Origin of the sequence: Microbacterium allomyrinae, assembly GCF_020682705.1 — a bacterium.
GTDB lineage: Bacteria > Actinomycetota > Actinomycetes > Actinomycetales > Microbacteriaceae > Microbacterium > Microbacterium allomyrinae.
On record NZ_JAGTTN010000002.1, the window covers coordinates 275,145 to 288,545 of the forward strand.

General features: G+C 68.0%; 16 protein-coding genes. 9 read left to right on the top strand and 7 right to left on the bottom strand.

What is annotated here, in order from left to right:
* Positions 1 to 30 precede the first annotated feature (30 nt).
* Together KEC57_RS07635 and KEC57_RS07640 are read left to right on the top strand one after the other, a co-directional pair.
* Positions 31 to 816 carry an SDR family oxidoreductase gene (locus tag KEC57_RS07635; protein ID WP_229383977.1) on the top strand — a complete coding sequence of 262 codons (786 nt, stop codon included), beginning with the start codon at positions 31 to 33 and terminating at the stop codon, positions 814 to 816.
* Between the two features lie 3 nt (positions 817 to 819).
* Complete coding sequence (locus tag KEC57_RS07640) at positions 820 to 2,823, top strand: S9 family peptidase (RefSeq protein ID WP_229383978.1); 2,004 nt, start codon at positions 820 to 822, stop codon at positions 2,821 to 2,823.
* 62 nt (positions 2,824 to 2,885) lie between these two features.
* Here the strand turns inward: KEC57_RS07640 and KEC57_RS07645 are convergent, their stop codons facing one another.
* Complete coding sequence (locus KEC57_RS07645; protein WP_229383979.1) at positions 2,886 to 3,443, bottom strand: HdeD family acid-resistance protein; 558 nt, start codon at positions 3,441 to 3,443, stop codon at positions 2,886 to 2,888.
* A gap of 185 nt (positions 3,444 to 3,628) precedes the next feature.
* Here KEC57_RS07645 and KEC57_RS07650 point away from each other — a divergent pair, with 185 nt between their 5' ends.
* From KEC57_RS07650 to KEC57_RS07660, 3 genes are read left to right on the top strand one after another with little or no spacing between them, the layout of a single operon-like run.
* The gene (locus KEC57_RS07650; protein ID WP_229383980.1) at positions 3,629 to 4,222 is read left to right on the top strand and encodes a sulfite oxidase-like oxidoreductase; all 594 of its coding nucleotides are present in this window, start codon (positions 3,629 to 3,631) and stop codon (positions 4,220 to 4,222) included.
* 26 nt (positions 4,223 to 4,248) lie between these two features.
* Positions 4,249 to 4,944 (top strand): FAD-binding oxidoreductase, encoded by a 696-nt coding sequence (locus tag KEC57_RS07655; protein ID WP_229383981.1) that lies wholly within the window; start codon positions 4,249 to 4,251, stop codon positions 4,942 to 4,944.
* Positions 4,941 to 5,213 carry a DUF6510 family protein gene (locus tag KEC57_RS07660; protein ID WP_229383982.1) on the top strand — a complete coding sequence of 91 codons (273 nt, stop codon included), beginning with the start codon at positions 4,941 to 4,943 and terminating at the stop codon, positions 5,211 to 5,213. The genes KEC57_RS07655 and KEC57_RS07660 overlap by 4 nt, the downstream gene beginning before the upstream one ends.
* 10 nt (positions 5,214 to 5,223) lie before the next feature.
* Here KEC57_RS07660 and KEC57_RS07665 read toward each other — a convergent pair whose 3' ends face one another.
* Together KEC57_RS07665 and KEC57_RS07670 are read right to left on the bottom strand one after the other, a co-directional pair.
* Complete coding sequence (locus KEC57_RS07665; protein WP_229383983.1) at positions 5,224 to 6,144, bottom strand: AEC family transporter; 921 nt, start codon at positions 6,142 to 6,144, stop codon at positions 5,224 to 5,226.
* A gap of 90 nt (positions 6,145 to 6,234) precedes the next feature.
* Positions 6,235 to 6,696, bottom strand: coding sequence for a MarR family winged helix-turn-helix transcriptional regulator (locus tag KEC57_RS07670; protein WP_229383984.1), 462 nt, complete (start codon positions 6,694 to 6,696; stop codon positions 6,235 to 6,237).
* Between the two features lie 55 nt (positions 6,697 to 6,751).
* Between KEC57_RS07670 and KEC57_RS07675 the strand changes: the two genes are divergently transcribed.
* The gene (locus tag KEC57_RS07675; protein WP_229383985.1) at positions 6,752 to 8,236 is read left to right on the top strand and encodes an MFS transporter; all 1,485 of its coding nucleotides are present in this window, start codon (positions 6,752 to 6,754) and stop codon (positions 8,234 to 8,236) included.
* 133 nt (positions 8,237 to 8,369) lie between these two features.
* On the opposite strand, the gene KEC57_RS07680 is transcribed toward KEC57_RS07675, so the two are convergent.
* Together KEC57_RS07680 and KEC57_RS07685 are read right to left on the bottom strand one after the other, a co-directional pair.
* Positions 8,370 to 8,633, bottom strand: a complete 264-nt coding sequence (locus KEC57_RS07680; RefSeq protein ID WP_229383986.1) for a DUF6458 family protein — start codon at positions 8,631 to 8,633, stop codon at positions 8,370 to 8,372.
* Between the two features lie 132 nt (positions 8,634 to 8,765).
* The gene (locus tag KEC57_RS07685; protein ID WP_229383987.1) at positions 8,766 to 9,281 is read right to left on the bottom strand and encodes a cupin domain-containing protein; all 516 of its coding nucleotides are present in this window, start codon (positions 9,279 to 9,281) and stop codon (positions 8,766 to 8,768) included.
* Between the two features lie 117 nt (positions 9,282 to 9,398).
* On the opposite strand from KEC57_RS07685, the gene KEC57_RS07690 reads away from it, so the two are divergent.
* From KEC57_RS07690 to KEC57_RS07700, 3 genes are all read left to right on the top strand, one after another.
* Positions 9,399 to 10,082 (top strand): GNAT family N-acetyltransferase, encoded by a 684-nt coding sequence (locus tag KEC57_RS07690; RefSeq protein ID WP_229383988.1) that lies wholly within the window; start codon positions 9,399 to 9,401, stop codon positions 10,080 to 10,082.
* A gap of 109 nt (positions 10,083 to 10,191) precedes the next feature.
* The gene (locus KEC57_RS07695; protein WP_229383989.1) at positions 10,192 to 11,532 is read left to right on the top strand and encodes an MFS transporter; all 1,341 of its coding nucleotides are present in this window, start codon (positions 10,192 to 10,194) and stop codon (positions 11,530 to 11,532) included.
* Between the two features lie 94 nt (positions 11,533 to 11,626).
* The gene (locus KEC57_RS07700) at positions 11,627 to 12,541 is read left to right on the top strand and encodes a pseudouridine-5'-phosphate glycosidase (RefSeq protein ID WP_229383990.1); all 915 of its coding nucleotides are present in this window, start codon (positions 11,627 to 11,629) and stop codon (positions 12,539 to 12,541) included.
* A gap of 33 nt (positions 12,542 to 12,574) precedes the next feature.
* Here the strand turns inward: KEC57_RS07700 and KEC57_RS07705 are convergent, their stop codons facing one another.
* A complete protein-coding gene (locus tag KEC57_RS07705) occupies positions 12,575 to 13,021 on the bottom strand; it encodes an SRPBCC family protein (RefSeq protein ID WP_229383991.1) in 447 nt (148 codons plus the stop codon).
* On the bottom strand, positions 13,014 to 13,379 hold the full coding sequence (locus KEC57_RS07710) for an ArsR/SmtB family transcription factor (RefSeq protein ID WP_229383992.1): 366 nt from the start codon (positions 13,377 to 13,379) through the stop codon (positions 13,014 to 13,016). Before KEC57_RS07710 ends, KEC57_RS07705 begins: the two co-directional genes overlap by 8 nt.
* Between the last annotated feature and the right edge of the window lie 22 nt (positions 13,380 to 13,401).

A 13,401-nucleotide genomic window follows, 5' to 3' on the forward strand; every position in this document is an offset into this window, starting at 1 on the left:
TCACTCGAACCTAGCAGGTAGGGTCGTTTCGTGACTGAGTCAACCACCGCGACAAACACCCCACTTCCCGCAGGTTCTCTGAGCGGCAAGACCGCGTTGGTGACGGGCTCCTCCCGTGGCATCGGCGCCGACACGGCGCGCTATCTGGCCGAAGCCGGCGCCAACATCGTCATCAACTACCGCAACAAGGCTCCACGGGCAGAGAAGCTCGCGACCGAACTGCGCGCGCTCGGCGTCGACGTGCTGGTCGTCGGTGCCGACCTGACCGATCCGGCCTCGGTGCAGACCATGTTCGACGAGGTGCGCAATACCTTCGGGGCGCTCGACGTGCTCGTGCTGAACGCCTCGGGCGGCATGGAGTCGGGCATGGCCGAGGACTACGCTCTGCTGCTCAACCGCGATGCGCAGGTGAACGTGCTCGAGACGGCCCTGCCGCTTCTGGGCGAGGGGTCTCGTGTGGTGTTCGTGACGAGCCACCAGGCGCACTTCATCCGCACCACGCCCACGATGCCGGAGTACGAGCCTGTCGCGCTGTCCAAGCGCGCGGGCGAGGACGCCCTGCGCGAGCGCATCCCCGCACTCACCGAGCACGGCGTCGAGTTCGTCGTGGTGTCGGGCGACATGATCGAGGGAACGATCACGGCGACGCTGCTGGAGCGCGCCAATCCCGGCGCCATCGCCGCACGCCGCGAGGACGCCGGCAAGCTCTACAACGTTTCGGAGTTCGCGGCCGAGATCGCCGCCGCCGCCATCGAGACCGTTCCTGCGGACAACACACGCCTCATCGGCGACGTCTCGTCGTTCGCGGGGGAGTGACGCGTGCGCGCTCGAGACATCGAGAGCCTCATCTCGGTCGGTCGCCCCGACATCGCGCCTGACGGCTCCTTCGCCGTCTTCGCCACATCGCGCCCCGATCTCGCCGCCAACCACTCGGTCGGACAGCTGTGGCGGATCGAGCTGCCCGACGGCACGCCTCGCCGGCTGACGCGCGGGATCGCCGATTCCCGACCTGCTGTATCGCCGGACGGCACGCGCATCGCTTTCGTCCGCGGGGATGCGAAGGGCAAGCCTCAGGTGCACGTGCTCGTGGCTGCGGGCGGCGAGCCGGTGCAGGCGACCGATGCGGTGCTCGGCGTCGAGGACTTCGCCTGGTCGCCCGACGGGGCGAGGCTGGCCTTCACCGCCCGCGTTCCCGAGAAGGGTCGGTACGGCAGTGTGGAGGGCCTGGACGCCTCGGCCGAGGCGCCGCGGCACGTCACCGGCATCCGCTGGCACGCGAACGGTCTCGGATACCTCGCCGACCGTCCCGCACACGTGTTCGTGATCGCGGCGCCCGCGGCCGATGCCGAGCCGTTCTATGAACCGGCGTCCGCGGTGCTCCCCGAAGGGGTCGCTCCACCGAAGAAGACCATCGTGGCGGCCGAAGCTCGGCAGCTCACCGAGGGCACCGCCTCGCACGGCGGTGCCGTCTTCACCGCCGACGGGCGCGAAGTGCTCACCGTGCCCGACGAAGTCGAGCCGCTCGCTCGCGACCTGCGTTCGCGCGTGGTCGCGATCGCCGTCGACGGATCGCAGCGGCGCGAGGTGCTCGGCGTCGACGCGGGCCTCTCAGTGCTGCACCTGCGCGTGTCGGTGGACGGCTCGATCGCGGCACTGGCGCACGAGGTCGGCGACGGGGTCGACTTCATCGCTCCGGGCGTCGGGCTGTGGCTGCTCGAGCCGGACGGCGCCCGCAGGCTCACCGATGCCGAGACGATCGATCTCGGCGAGGTCGGCAGTCATATCTCACCCATCGGCGACGACTTCCTCGTGCAGGATCGCACCCGCGGGCGCGTGAGGCTGCTGCGCGTCACGCGATCGGGAGACGTCACCGAGGTCCTCGGCGGCGACGTCGAGGTCGTCGGTCACGCGGCAGCGGAAGACCGCCTCGTCGCCTCGATCGCGGCGCCGGACTCCTTCGGCGAACTCGTGCTGGTCGACGACGCCGGCGGGGATCTCGATGGACTGTCGCGCACACTGACCTCCTTCGGTGCACGGGCCGCGGCATCCGGAATCATCGCTCCTCAAGAGCTCACGATCACCGGGCGTGACGGATACCCCGTGCACGGCTGGGTGGCGACGCCCGAGGGCGAGGGACCGTTCCCAGTGATCCTGCAGATCCACGGTGGACCGTATGCGTCGTACGGCGTCCACCTTTTCGACGAGACGCAGGTGCTCGTGGACGCCGGTTACGCGGTCGTGTACTCGAACCCGCGCGGTTCTGCGGGTTACGGGCGGGCGCATGGGCGCAGCATCCGCCGCGAGATGGGAACGGCCGACTTCGCCGATGTCATCGACTTCTTCGACGGTGCGATCGCCGCCGATCCACGCCTGGATGCCGACCGGGTCGGCATCATGGGCGGTTCCTACGGCGGCTACCTCACGGCGTGGGTCATCGCGCACGACCATCGGTTCGCCGGCGCCATCGTCGAACGAGGATTCCTCGATCCCGCGACCTTCCAGGGCACGAGCGACATCGGCACCTTCTTCGGCGACGAGTACGTGGGCGTGTCCGACGCCGACATCGCCCGCCAGAGCCCCATGGCCGTCGTGTCCCGGGTGAAGACGCCGACATTCGTCATCCACTCCGAGCTGGACTTCCGCTGCCCGCTCGAGCAGGCGACCCGCTACTACTCCGCGCTCAAGCGTCAGGGAACCGAGGCCGAGATGCTCGTCTTCCCCGGTGAGAATCACGAGCTGACACGGGCCGGCCAGCCGCGACACCGCGTGGAGCGATTCGACGCGATCCTCGACTGGTGGGGCCGCTACCTTCCCGTCCGCTGACGCAACGTGAAACGGCCCCGAGAGCAGCTGCTCTCGGGGCCGTTCTGTCGACCGAGGTCGGGTCAGATGTCGCCCTTGAACGTGAAGGCGCGGACGACGTTGATGATGCCGAGGACGATGAGCGAGATGCCCAGGATCCACCACAGCACTGCGACGCCCCACAGCGGGGAGAAGAGCACGAGGATACCGGCGATGATGCTCAGGATGGCGAAGAAGATCGACCATCCCTTCGATGCCGCGTCGCCCAGCGTCGACAGTGCGACGATGCCTTCGACGATCCACATGATACCGACGAGGATGCCGAGGAACAGCGCGAGCCAGGCGGTGGTCTGACCGAGGTTGAAGAGGGCCACGACACCGGCGATGATGAACACGATGCCGAGGGCGATGTGGCCGACGCGCGCCCACCCGCCCTTGGTCTTGGAGAAGATGCCGAGGCCGGCATAGACCAGCCCGGCGGCGATCGCGTAGATCGCGATGATCGCCGCGACGAACATCGCGGTCTTGCCCGGCCAGACCAGGATGAGGATTCCGACGATGACGGCGAGGACGCCGCCGACGCCGAGTGCGGTGCGGATGCCGTTGACGGCCGACTTCTCGGCCGCGGATTCGGTGGACATAGGAGGGTCCTTTCTGAGAGTTCCCTGAGAGGTGCGGCTAAAGCTTAGACCCGAAGTCGAACTTCGCCGTACGCGCGCGGGTGTGTCGCGACACGAACGTTCGCACGGCGCGAGCATCCGCTCTCGCGCACGCAGCCGTCCGCGCGCTACCGTGGGCGTGCTTGCGCGCGACGAGGAGGACTTCGATGGCCGTGATCTCGAGGGGATTCGGTGCCCGTCGCCGTGACAGCGACCCGCACCTTCCGCCGGGGCAGTATCTGACAGAAGATTTTCCGGTGCTGTCGGCGGGGCCCACTCCTCGCATCGACACCGACGAGTGGTCCTTCGAGATACGCACCGAAGGCGGCGACGTGACGTCCTGGACGTGGGACGAGTTCCAGGCGTTGCCGATCGAGGACGTGCAAACCGACATCCACTGTGTGACGCGCTGGTCGAAACTCGGCACGTCGTGGCGCGGGGTCTCGCTCGACACACTGCTCGATGCCGTCGAGACGGAGGCGTCGTTCGCCATGGCGCACTCGTACGGCGGATACACGACGAACGTGCCCCTCGACGATCTCGTGGAAGGGAAGGCCTGGGTCGCCTTCGAGTTCGACGGCGAACCGCTGGATCCCGAGCACGGCGGACCGGCGCGTCTCCTCGTGCCGCACCTGTACTTCTGGAAGAGCGCGAAGTGGGTGCGGGGGCTCACGCTCATGGACGATGACGCGCCGGGATTCTGGGAGCAGAACGGCTACAACATGCACGGCGACCCGTGGACCGAGGAGCGATATTGGTGACGGTGGGCGGCTGGAGGCCCGCACGGGTGGCCGAGACCGTCCCGGCCACGGCGTCGGCGCGCATCCTGCGGCTCGAGGTTCCCGGCTGGCCCGGAAACGACGCCGGTCAGCACGTCGATGTGCGACTCACCGCGGAGGACGGGTACCAGGCTGTGCGGTCGTACTCGCTCGGCACGTACGGGGCGGGCGAGAGGATCGAACTCGCCGTCGATGAGATTCCCGACGGAGAGGTCTCGCCGTACCTCGTGCGAGACGTCCTGCCGGGTGACGAACTCGAGGTCAAGGGCCCGCTCGGAGGCTACTTCGTGTGGCGCGCCGGGGGAGAGGAGCCGGTGCAGCTGATCGCGGGCGGATCGGGGATCGTCCCGTTGGTGGCGATGGTGAGGGCGGCGACGGATGCCTCGGCTGCGGCATCCGTTCGGCTGCTCTATTCCGTACGCAGCCCCGAGAATGCGATATATCGCGAAGAGGTGGAGAATGCGGCGGGCCCCGGGGGAGTGCGGGTCGACTGGACTTACACGCGCACCGCGCCGCCGGACTGGCGGGGACGCGTCGGACGGGTCGACGACGACACGCTTCGCGAAGCCGTGTGGGAACCCGCACGCAACCCGATCGTCTACGTGTGCGGGCCGACGGGCTTCGTCGAGCACGTCGCCGACGCACTCGTGCGGCTCGGATATCCGCCCACGCGGATCAGGACCGAACGCTTCGGAGGTGCATGATGCGAGCAGGCAACGCCGGGGAGATCCTCGACGGCAACGCTGCGGCGGGGCTGCTGACAGATGTGTTCGACACCGACGTCACGGCGTTGATCGCGGTGTGCGCCGGATGCGGCGCCGCGGCGCCTTTCGCCGAAACCGTGGTCGAGCTCGATGAGGCGGCTGCCATCGTTCGATGCCGTAGTTGCACCCACACCCTCTTGACGGTGCTGCGCCAGGGACAGGAAGTGCGGGTTGTGATCGGGATGCTGGGGGAGTTGGTGCGCCGCTGAGGCGGCGGCCCTACCCGAGCAGCAGGGTGACCGCGATCAGCACGGGGACGCAGCCGATCGTGGTGAGGAACACGGTGTCGCGCGAGATCGTCTCGCCGACGTCGTAGCGCTGTGAGTAGTTGAAGACGTTCTGCGCGGTCGGCAATGCTGCCAGCACCGTCACGATGAGCACGTCCTGGGTGCTGAGGCCGAAGACGAACTCGGCGACGGCCCAGGCGATCAGCGGCATGGCGACGAGTTTGAGAATCGATGCCAGCACGATGTCGCGGCGGCGGCCCGAGGGGCCGAGCACGCGCTGGCCGTGAAGCGAGATTCCGTAGCTGATGAGCAGGATGGGCACGCACGCGTTGGCGATGAGCAGTGCGGGCTCCATGACGACGGGCGGAAGATCGAGGTCGAGAACCGAGACGAGGGTGCCGAGCACCGAACCCAGGACGATCGGATTCGTCACGACGCGGCTGACCGCACGCCAGAGCGACGCTCGTGCGGTGGTGACGGCATCCAGGATCGCCATCGTGATGGGAGTGAACACCAGGAGCTGCAGCAGGATCACCGGCGCCGGGTAGGCGGCGCTGCCCAGCAGATACAGCGACAGCGGGATGCCGATGTTGTTCGAGTTCACCTGGCCGGCGCTGAGGGCGCCGATCACCGTCTCGCCGACCGAACGCCGCCAGAGCAGACGTGCGACCAGCGTGTAGACGGCGATCACGGCGACCGCGGCGATCGCCGAGACCGGCAGGAGAGCCGAGAAGAGGGTGTGCACGTCCGCCTGCGCGAGCACGACGAACAGCAGGAACGGAGACAGCACGAAGAACGTGAGCCGGGCAAGCACCGGTCGTGCATGCTCGCCGAGCAGGTCGATGCGGCCCAGGATCCAGCCGACCAGGATCGCGACTCCCACCACGACGAACCCGGTGAGCGACTCCAGCATGCTTCGAGCCTAGAGAAATCGTTCTCTCATGCCGAATCGCTGCGGCCCTGATCGAGCGGCGGAAGTGTGGTCGCGGCGACTCGACTCGGGCTATGGAGTCCGCGGCCACTCGCGCTGCAGGCGAGCCTCGATGGCCTTGTTGAATCGCTCCAGGAGGTCGGCGAAGGTGCCGCGATCGTGCGGGGACCAGTCCGTGATCACGGCGGCGAGCGCCGCCTTGCTCGCCTCGCGCTCCTCTGCGAGCACATGGTCGCCCTCGGCGGTGGGGCGGAACTTTCGCGCCATCCCGCCGTCGGGATCTGCGATGCGCTCGGCGTAGCCGTCGCGCAGGAGCGCCGCTGTCTGCCGATTCAGTGTTGATGCGTCCAGGCCGGTCACAGCCCCGAGTTCCGCGATGCTGGCTGGGCCACCCTCGTGAAGAACGGCCAACAGCGTGTACGCGCTCTGATCGATGAGCCCTCCACGACGTCTGCTGCGACCGGGAAGGCCGGAGAGGTGGCGGCCGAGGATCAGCGCCTCGTACTCGATGGTGGCGATCGGATCCACTGACATGCCTGTCATGCTCGCACAAAGTATGCAATACACATAGTGTGTGTAACATGCATAAGTGACGTTGATCGAGAGACAGCAAGAGCCCGTACTGACAGACACGCTCGAACCGGGAACCAGATCGAGTGTGGTGGTGGCGACCCTGGCGGCAGCCGGGATCGTGGTGTCGCTCGCGCAGACTCTGGTGGTTCCGATCATCGGTTCGCTGCCTCAGATCTTCCAGACGGATGCATCGAATACGGCATGGGTCATCACGGTGACGCTGCTCGCCGGCGCGGTGTCCACGCCGGTCGTGGGGCGACTTGCCGACATGTACGGCAAGAAGCGGATGCTGCTCATCGCGATCATCCCGTTCATCGTGGGGTCGGTACTGTGTGCGCTGTCTGCGGATATCGTGACGATGATCGTCGGTCGCGGAATGCAGGGACTGGCGACCGGCATGATTCCGCTGGGAATCTCCCTGCTGCACGACGTGCTGCCGAAGGACAAAGCCGGTGGAGCGATCGCGCTGATGAGCTCGTCGATGGGGATCGGCGGTGCTCTGGGCCTGCCGATCGCCGCGGCGGTCGCCGAGTTCGCCGACTGGCGTGTGCTGTTCTGGGGGACGGCGGGGGCGGCAGCGCTGGTGGCCCTCGCCATCTGGCGCGCGATCCCGGTCCGTGAACCGAAGGGGCAAGCGCACGGGTTCGACTACGTCGGGGCTTTCGGGCTCGCGTCAGGTCTTATCGCGCTGATGCTGGCCATCTCGAAGGGGGCCGAGTGGGGCTGGGGAAGTGCTCTGACCATCGGGTGCTTCGTCACGGCGGCGGTCGTCCTCGGGCTCTGGGGGTGGTACGAGCTACGCCGTCGCGCACCGCTCGTCGATCTGCGCACGACCACGAAGCCTGTCATCCTGCTCACCAACATCGCTTCGATCCTGGTCGGATTCGCCATGTATGCGATGAATCTCATCGTTCCTCAGGTGATGCAGCTGCCTGTGGAGATCGGCTACGGTCTGGGCCAGTCGATGTTCCAGATGGGCCTGTGGGCCGCCCCGATGGGAATCGGAATGATGGCCGTATCGAACCTCGGCGCCCGAATCAGCCGCGTGCGTGGTGCGAAGGTGACGCTGACGCTGGCGGGGATCGTGATCGCCGTCGGGTACGGCGTGACTGCGGTCGTCCTCGCGACGATCGGGAGCCGTGCGCCGGGACCCGCAGACGATGCAGTCGTGCTGTGGACGCTGATCCTGCTCACGGTCGGCACCACGGTCGTCGGGTGCGGCGTCGGATTCGCGTTCGGCGCCATGCCGGCGCTCATCATGAGTGCCGCGCCCGCGAACGAGAAGGCAGCCGCGAACGGATTCAACTCGCTCATGCGATCGCTGGGCACCACGGCTTCGGCGGCGATCGTCGGCGCGGTGCTCGGATCCATGGTTCACCGCGTCGGCGAGTACATCTTCCCGACGCAGGGCGCCTTCATTCTGTCGCTCGTCATCGGATGCATCGCTGCGCTCGTCGCATCGGTTATCGCATCGACGATCCCGGGCAATGTCAAGAGGTAGCGGCGCACTGAGGTCTCATCGGGACGGAGAATATTCGCTGATAATGCACATTATGTCAGTTCGAGCATCCGACGTCATGATCAGCCGGGTGGGACGACGCCCTCCTCGGCGCCGTCCCACCCGCGCCGTCAGGTCAGAGGCCGGTCGTGTCGTCGGTCGCGCTCGTGCTGTGACGCGTCACGCGTTCGCTCGCATTCGGGTCGACGGCGGTACGGGTCACCGTCTCGGACCGCCGGCGGCGTGCGAGCAGCACGATCCCGAGCACGAAGACGACCGCGCCGGCCGCCATCAGGATGTAGCCGACCAGATCGAGGTTCACCCATTCCACCTCCACGTTCACGGCGAACGCGAGGATGGCGCCAAGAGCGAAGAGGGCGATGCCTGCACCGATACTCATGTGCGGTTTCCTTTCCGGGGCGCGGGCGCGGGCCCTCCCCTGTTCCGGGAAGTGTTCTCCCTCCGTCACACTCCCCCGTCTTCGCCTCGATTCCCAGGGGGTTGACAGACGCGCGCCGTCGACGCTTCGGGGCTACTCGCCGCAGTTCGCCAGATCCGTCTCGGCGAGCGGCTTGCCGTCGGGAATGACGTACGTGACCCACAGGACGACATCCGTATCGCCCTCGTTGCGCCCTTCGTGCGGATACGACGCTCCCTCGATGATCGAGTCGCCGGCCTTGTAGACGTGGACACCGCCGGGATGCGTCTCGGCGTAATGCGTGAGCTCGCCCTCCTTGACGACTGCGATGAGCTGGCCGTAGTGGCAGTGCTCGCCCGTCCCTGCTCCCGGCTCGATCGTGATCTCGCGGAAGGTCACGTCGACGCCGTCAGGGCCGCCGTCGACCAGCACCTCTACGGGTTCGACCTGCTCCCCCGACGCCAGGTCGACGGCTCGCACGGGTGCCTCGGGTGTGGCTGAGGCCGAGGGCGAGGCGACGGCCGGCTCTGCGGCAGGCGCCGTGGCGCTGCACGCCGAAGCGATGAGCGTCGCGAGAAGGATGACGATGACGGATGCCGTCCGTCGCGGACGGCTTCTGACGTGCTGCACAGCTACCCCCAGGCGGCACCGATCTCGTTGACCTCGCTTGCGTGCCTTACTGGACCATAGCGTGGAAGCTGCATCCCGTTCATGGAACGCCGGGCCGGTCTCTGACAGACTTCCCGGATGCCTTCCACTGAGGTTCTCGCGCGGCTCTGGCCGGCGTCGGGCGTTCGCGTGCGCGCCGGAGATCTCGAGCTGCGCTGGATCGACGATGAGCTGCTCGTCGAGCTCGCGGCCCTTGCGGGGCGCGGCATCCACGCTCCCGATGCGATGCCGTTCGAGCATCCGTGGACGCGAGGCGAGCCCGATGAGGTCGCCCGCAACGTCCTGACGTACCAGTGGGATGTGCGCCCGAGGGTCTCCCCCGACCGGTTCGCCGTCGAGCTCGCGGTCCTCCACCACGGGGTCCCCGTCGGCGTCCAGGGGCTGACCGCGAACGATTGGCCGGTGCTGCGACGCGTGCAGACCGGCTCGTGGCTGGGGATGGCGCATCAGGGTCGCGGGATCGGCTCGCGAATGCGCGTCCTCGCGCTCCACCTGGCGTTCGAAGGTCTCGGCGCGCGCGAGGCGACCTCCGGGGCGTTCGCCGACAACCCGGCGTCGAATGCCGTGTCGCGGCGGGTGGGCTATGAGTCCGACGGCGCTTTCATGGTCGCGCGGGAGGGCGTAGCGGTCTCGCACAACCGATACACGATGTCGCAGCAGCGCTGGGTGGAGCTCCGTGCCCCGCACCGCGCACTGCTGGGCGCGCCTGTGGAGCTGCGGGGCGTCGACGCGTTCCGGCGGCAGCTGGACCAGACCGCCTGATCCGCCGCTGCGGACGATCAGCAAGCGGATGCCGCGGGTCGAGGCATCCGCTTCCCACCAGTGGGTCTGCCGCGCGGGGGGCCGCTCCGCGGTGGGTACTGTGGATAGTGTGCAGCGCGTGTCCGGATCCCCCGTGACCGGGCCGGGAGCCCGCGCGTGGCTCATCTGGGGCGTCGGCGTCGCCGCTTACGTGCTCGCCATCACCAACCGCTCCTCGCTGAGCGCGGTCGGAGTCGACGCCGCCGACCGGTTCGATGCGGATGCCGCCACTCTGTCGATGTTCGCCGTCGTGCAGTTGGCGGTGTACGGCGGCATGCAGATTCCGATCGGCGTGCTGCTGGATCGCTTCGGCGCCCGGCCCATCATGACGATCGGCATGCTGCTGATGGCGGCGGGCCAGCTGACGATGGCCATCTCCCCCAGTGTCGGCGTCGCGCTCATCGCACGCATGCTTCTCGGAGCAGGCGATGCGGCGATCTTCCCCGGCGTGCTGCGCCTCGTCGCCACCTGGTTCCCCGCCCAGCGCGGCCCGCTCATGGTGCAGTTCACCGGCATCATCGGGCAATCGGGGCAGCTGCTCGCTCTTATTCCGCTGGCTGCGCTGCTGCACTCCACGTCCTGGACCATCACGTTCGGAAGCATCGCCGGTCTCGGCGTGCTCTTCGCGATCCTGGTCGCGCTCCTCATTCGCAATCATCCGCCAGACCGTGACGACGACGTGTCGGTCGACACCGGCACCGGCGCGATCCGCGTCGTCACCTCGGCGGTCGACACCGGCGTGGGCATCCGTGCTGCCTGGGCGCACCCCGGCACGCGTCTGGCGTTCTGGTCGCACTTCACGACACCCTTCGCCGGGACCGCGTTCGTGCTGCTGTGGGGAATGCCGTTCCTCACCGCGGGAGAGGGGCGCACGGTGGCCGAGGCGGCCACCATCATGTCGACGTACGTCATCGTCGGCATGGTGCTCGGACCGATCATGGGCGGGATCTCCCAGCGCATCCCGCACCTGCGATCGCGGGCTCTGGTGCTTCCGGCCGTGGCAGTGCAGGTCGTCGCATGGCTCGCCGTCATCGCGTATCCGGGACCGGCGCCGCTCTGGCTGCTGTTCGCCCTCGCTTTCGCGCTCGCGATGGGCGGTCCCGCGTCGATGATCGCCTTCGACCACGCGCGCACGCACAACCCATCGCATCGCCTGAGCACGGCGACCGGCGTGACCAATGCCGGCGGGTTCCTCGCCGCACTGATCGCGATCCTGATGATCGGGCTCGCTCTCGACCTCCAGGGTGCCGGCACACCCGAGACCTACACGCTCGACGCCTTCCGGATCGCGTTCCTCACCCAGCTTCCGCTGTGGCTCCTGGGCAGCGCCTTCATCATCGTCGAACGCAGGCGCACCCGGGTCCGGCTCGGGATCGATCCGCCGCGGGCGCCGCGTCGCCCCCGATCCTGAGCCGATCCCACCTGCATCGGGCTCGCGCGCAGAGCAGGAGCCACGGCATGCGTCGTGTCGGTACTGTGGCCGTACCCGACCGAAGGATACGCCCGTGACCTCTGCCCTCGTCGTCGCCCCCGAAGTTCAGGATGCCCTGCGTGCGGGGCGCCCGGTACTCGCCCTGGAATCGACGATCTTCACGCACGGGCTGCCGCGTCCGCGCAATCTGCAGGTCGCACTCGACGCCGAGGCGCTGGCGCGCGCACAAGGTGTCGTTCCCGCCACGATCGGCGTGATCGACGGCCGGCCGACGGTGGGGCTCTCACCGGATGAGATCGAGCGCCTGTCGATGACCGACGGCGTCGTCAAGGCCAGTCTGCGCGATCTGCCGATCGCCGCTGTCAAGGGTCTGAGCGCGGGCACGACGGTCGCGGCGACCGCCCACCTCGCTCACCGAGCGGGGGTGCGGGTGTTCTCCACCGGCGGGGTCGGCGGCGTCCACCGCGGTGCGTCGCAGACCTTCGACGAATCCGCGGACCTCGGCACTCTCGCCACGCTGCCGCTCGTCGTCGTGAGCGCCGGCGTGAAGTCGGTCCTCGACATCCCGCTCACGCTCGAAAGGCTCGAGACACTCGGACTAGCGGTCGTCGGCTACAAGACGACCGACTATCCCGGCTTCTACGTCGCGGACTCGGGCCTGGACATCGAGTACTCGGCGGACTCCCCCGCCGAGATCGCCGCCATCGCCCGCACCCGCGACGCGCTCGGCATCGCCGCGACACTGCTCATCGCGAACCCTGTTCCCGCCGAGCGCGAACTCGATCCCGCGGTGCACGACGCCGTGCTCGAGCAGGCCCTCGCCGCAGCCGACGCGCAGGGCGTGAGCGGCCACGACACCACGCCCTTTCTGCTCGATTTCCTGCAGCGCGCCACGGCCGGGCGGAGCCTCGACGTCAACGTCGATGTGTACCGCGGCAACGTCGAGCTGGGTGCACGGATCGCCGCCGCCCTCGCGGGCGCTCTCTGACGGGTTCGTCGATCGCTGCCGACGCTACGGGGTTCAGGCGCCTTGAATCGCTTCCAGCACCCGCTCGATGTCGTCGACGAAGGCGTTGTAGCCGGCGATCGTCGCCTGGACCTGCTCGTCGGTGAAGTCTGCGCGATCCTGGCGGATGGTGAGCTGCGTCCCCCCGTCCACCTCATCCAGGTCGAACAGCACAGGCAGGCCGGGATCGTCGCCCGGCTGATCTGTGAGGGTCATCGCGAGGTGCGACGGCGGCTGCACGACCCGGTACTCCCCCGACCAGTCGATCCGGTTGCCGTCAGGCAGGAGCATGACGGCGCGGAACTGGCCGCCGGGGCGCACGTCCATCGTGAGGCTCTCCTGCGGCACGTGCACCGCCGCCGTGCCGAACCACACCGCGAAGTGCTCGGGTTTGGTGATCGCGTCGAACACCAGCTCACGCGGTGCACGCAGGGTGCGGGTGATCGTGAAGTACTCAGTCATCGTCGTTCTCCTTGTCGGTGTCTTGCGTAGGTTCACTGAGCTCCTGCAGGGCATGCAGGTATTGGTCGAGCGCATCGACACTGTCTTCCCAGAAGCGGGCGTAGTCGCCGATCCAGCGGGATGCCGCGGCGAGCGGTCGTGCGTCGAGTCGTGCCGGTCGATACTGGGCGTCGCGACCGCGGCTGACGAGCCCCGCCCCTTCGAGAACGCGCAGGTGCTTCGACACCGCGGCGAACGTCATGTCGAAGGGTGCCGCCAACTCCCCCACCGTGGCTTCGCCCTCGGTGAGACGTGTGAGGATCGCCCGGCGCGTCGGGTCGGCGAGTGCCGAGAACGTGCGGGTCAGGGAATCGGTCATGCGAATCACCTCCGTATTAAAC

What these genes read in the sequence shown, in the direction of transcription:
- KEC57_RS07645 (WP_229383979.1), bottom strand. Translation starts at nt 3,443, where the DNA reads ATGTCCACCGAATCCGCGGCCGAGAAGTCGGCCGTCAACGGCATCCGC.
- KEC57_RS07650 (WP_229383980.1), top strand. Translation starts at nt 3,629, where the DNA reads ATGGCCGTGATCTCGAGGGGATTCGGTGCCCGTCGCCGTGACAGCGAC.
- KEC57_RS07660 (WP_229383982.1), top strand. Translation starts at nt 4,941, where the DNA reads ATGATGCGAGCAGGCAACGCCGGGGAGATCCTCGACGGCAACGCTGCG.
- KEC57_RS07665 (WP_229383983.1), bottom strand. Translation starts at nt 6,144, where the DNA reads ATGCTGGAGTCGCTCACCGGGTTCGTCGTGGTGGGAGTCGCGATCCTG.
- KEC57_RS07670 (WP_229383984.1), bottom strand. Translation starts at nt 6,696, where the DNA reads ATGTCAGTGGATCCGATCGCCACCATCGAGTACGAGGCGCTGATCCTC.
- KEC57_RS07680 (WP_229383986.1), bottom strand. Translation starts at nt 8,633, where the DNA reads ATGAGTATCGGTGCAGGCATCGCCCTCTTCGCTCTTGGCGCCATCCTC.
- KEC57_RS07690 (WP_229383988.1), top strand. Translation starts at nt 9,399, where the DNA reads ATGCCTTCCACTGAGGTTCTCGCGCGGCTCTGGCCGGCGTCGGGCGTT.
- KEC57_RS07705 (WP_229383991.1), bottom strand. Translation starts at nt 13,021, where the DNA reads ATGACTGAGTACTTCACGATCACCCGCACCCTGCGTGCACCGCGTGAG.
- KEC57_RS07710 (WP_229383992.1), bottom strand. Translation starts at nt 13,379, where the DNA reads ATGACCGATTCCCTGACCCGCACGTTCTCGGCACTCGCCGACCCGACG.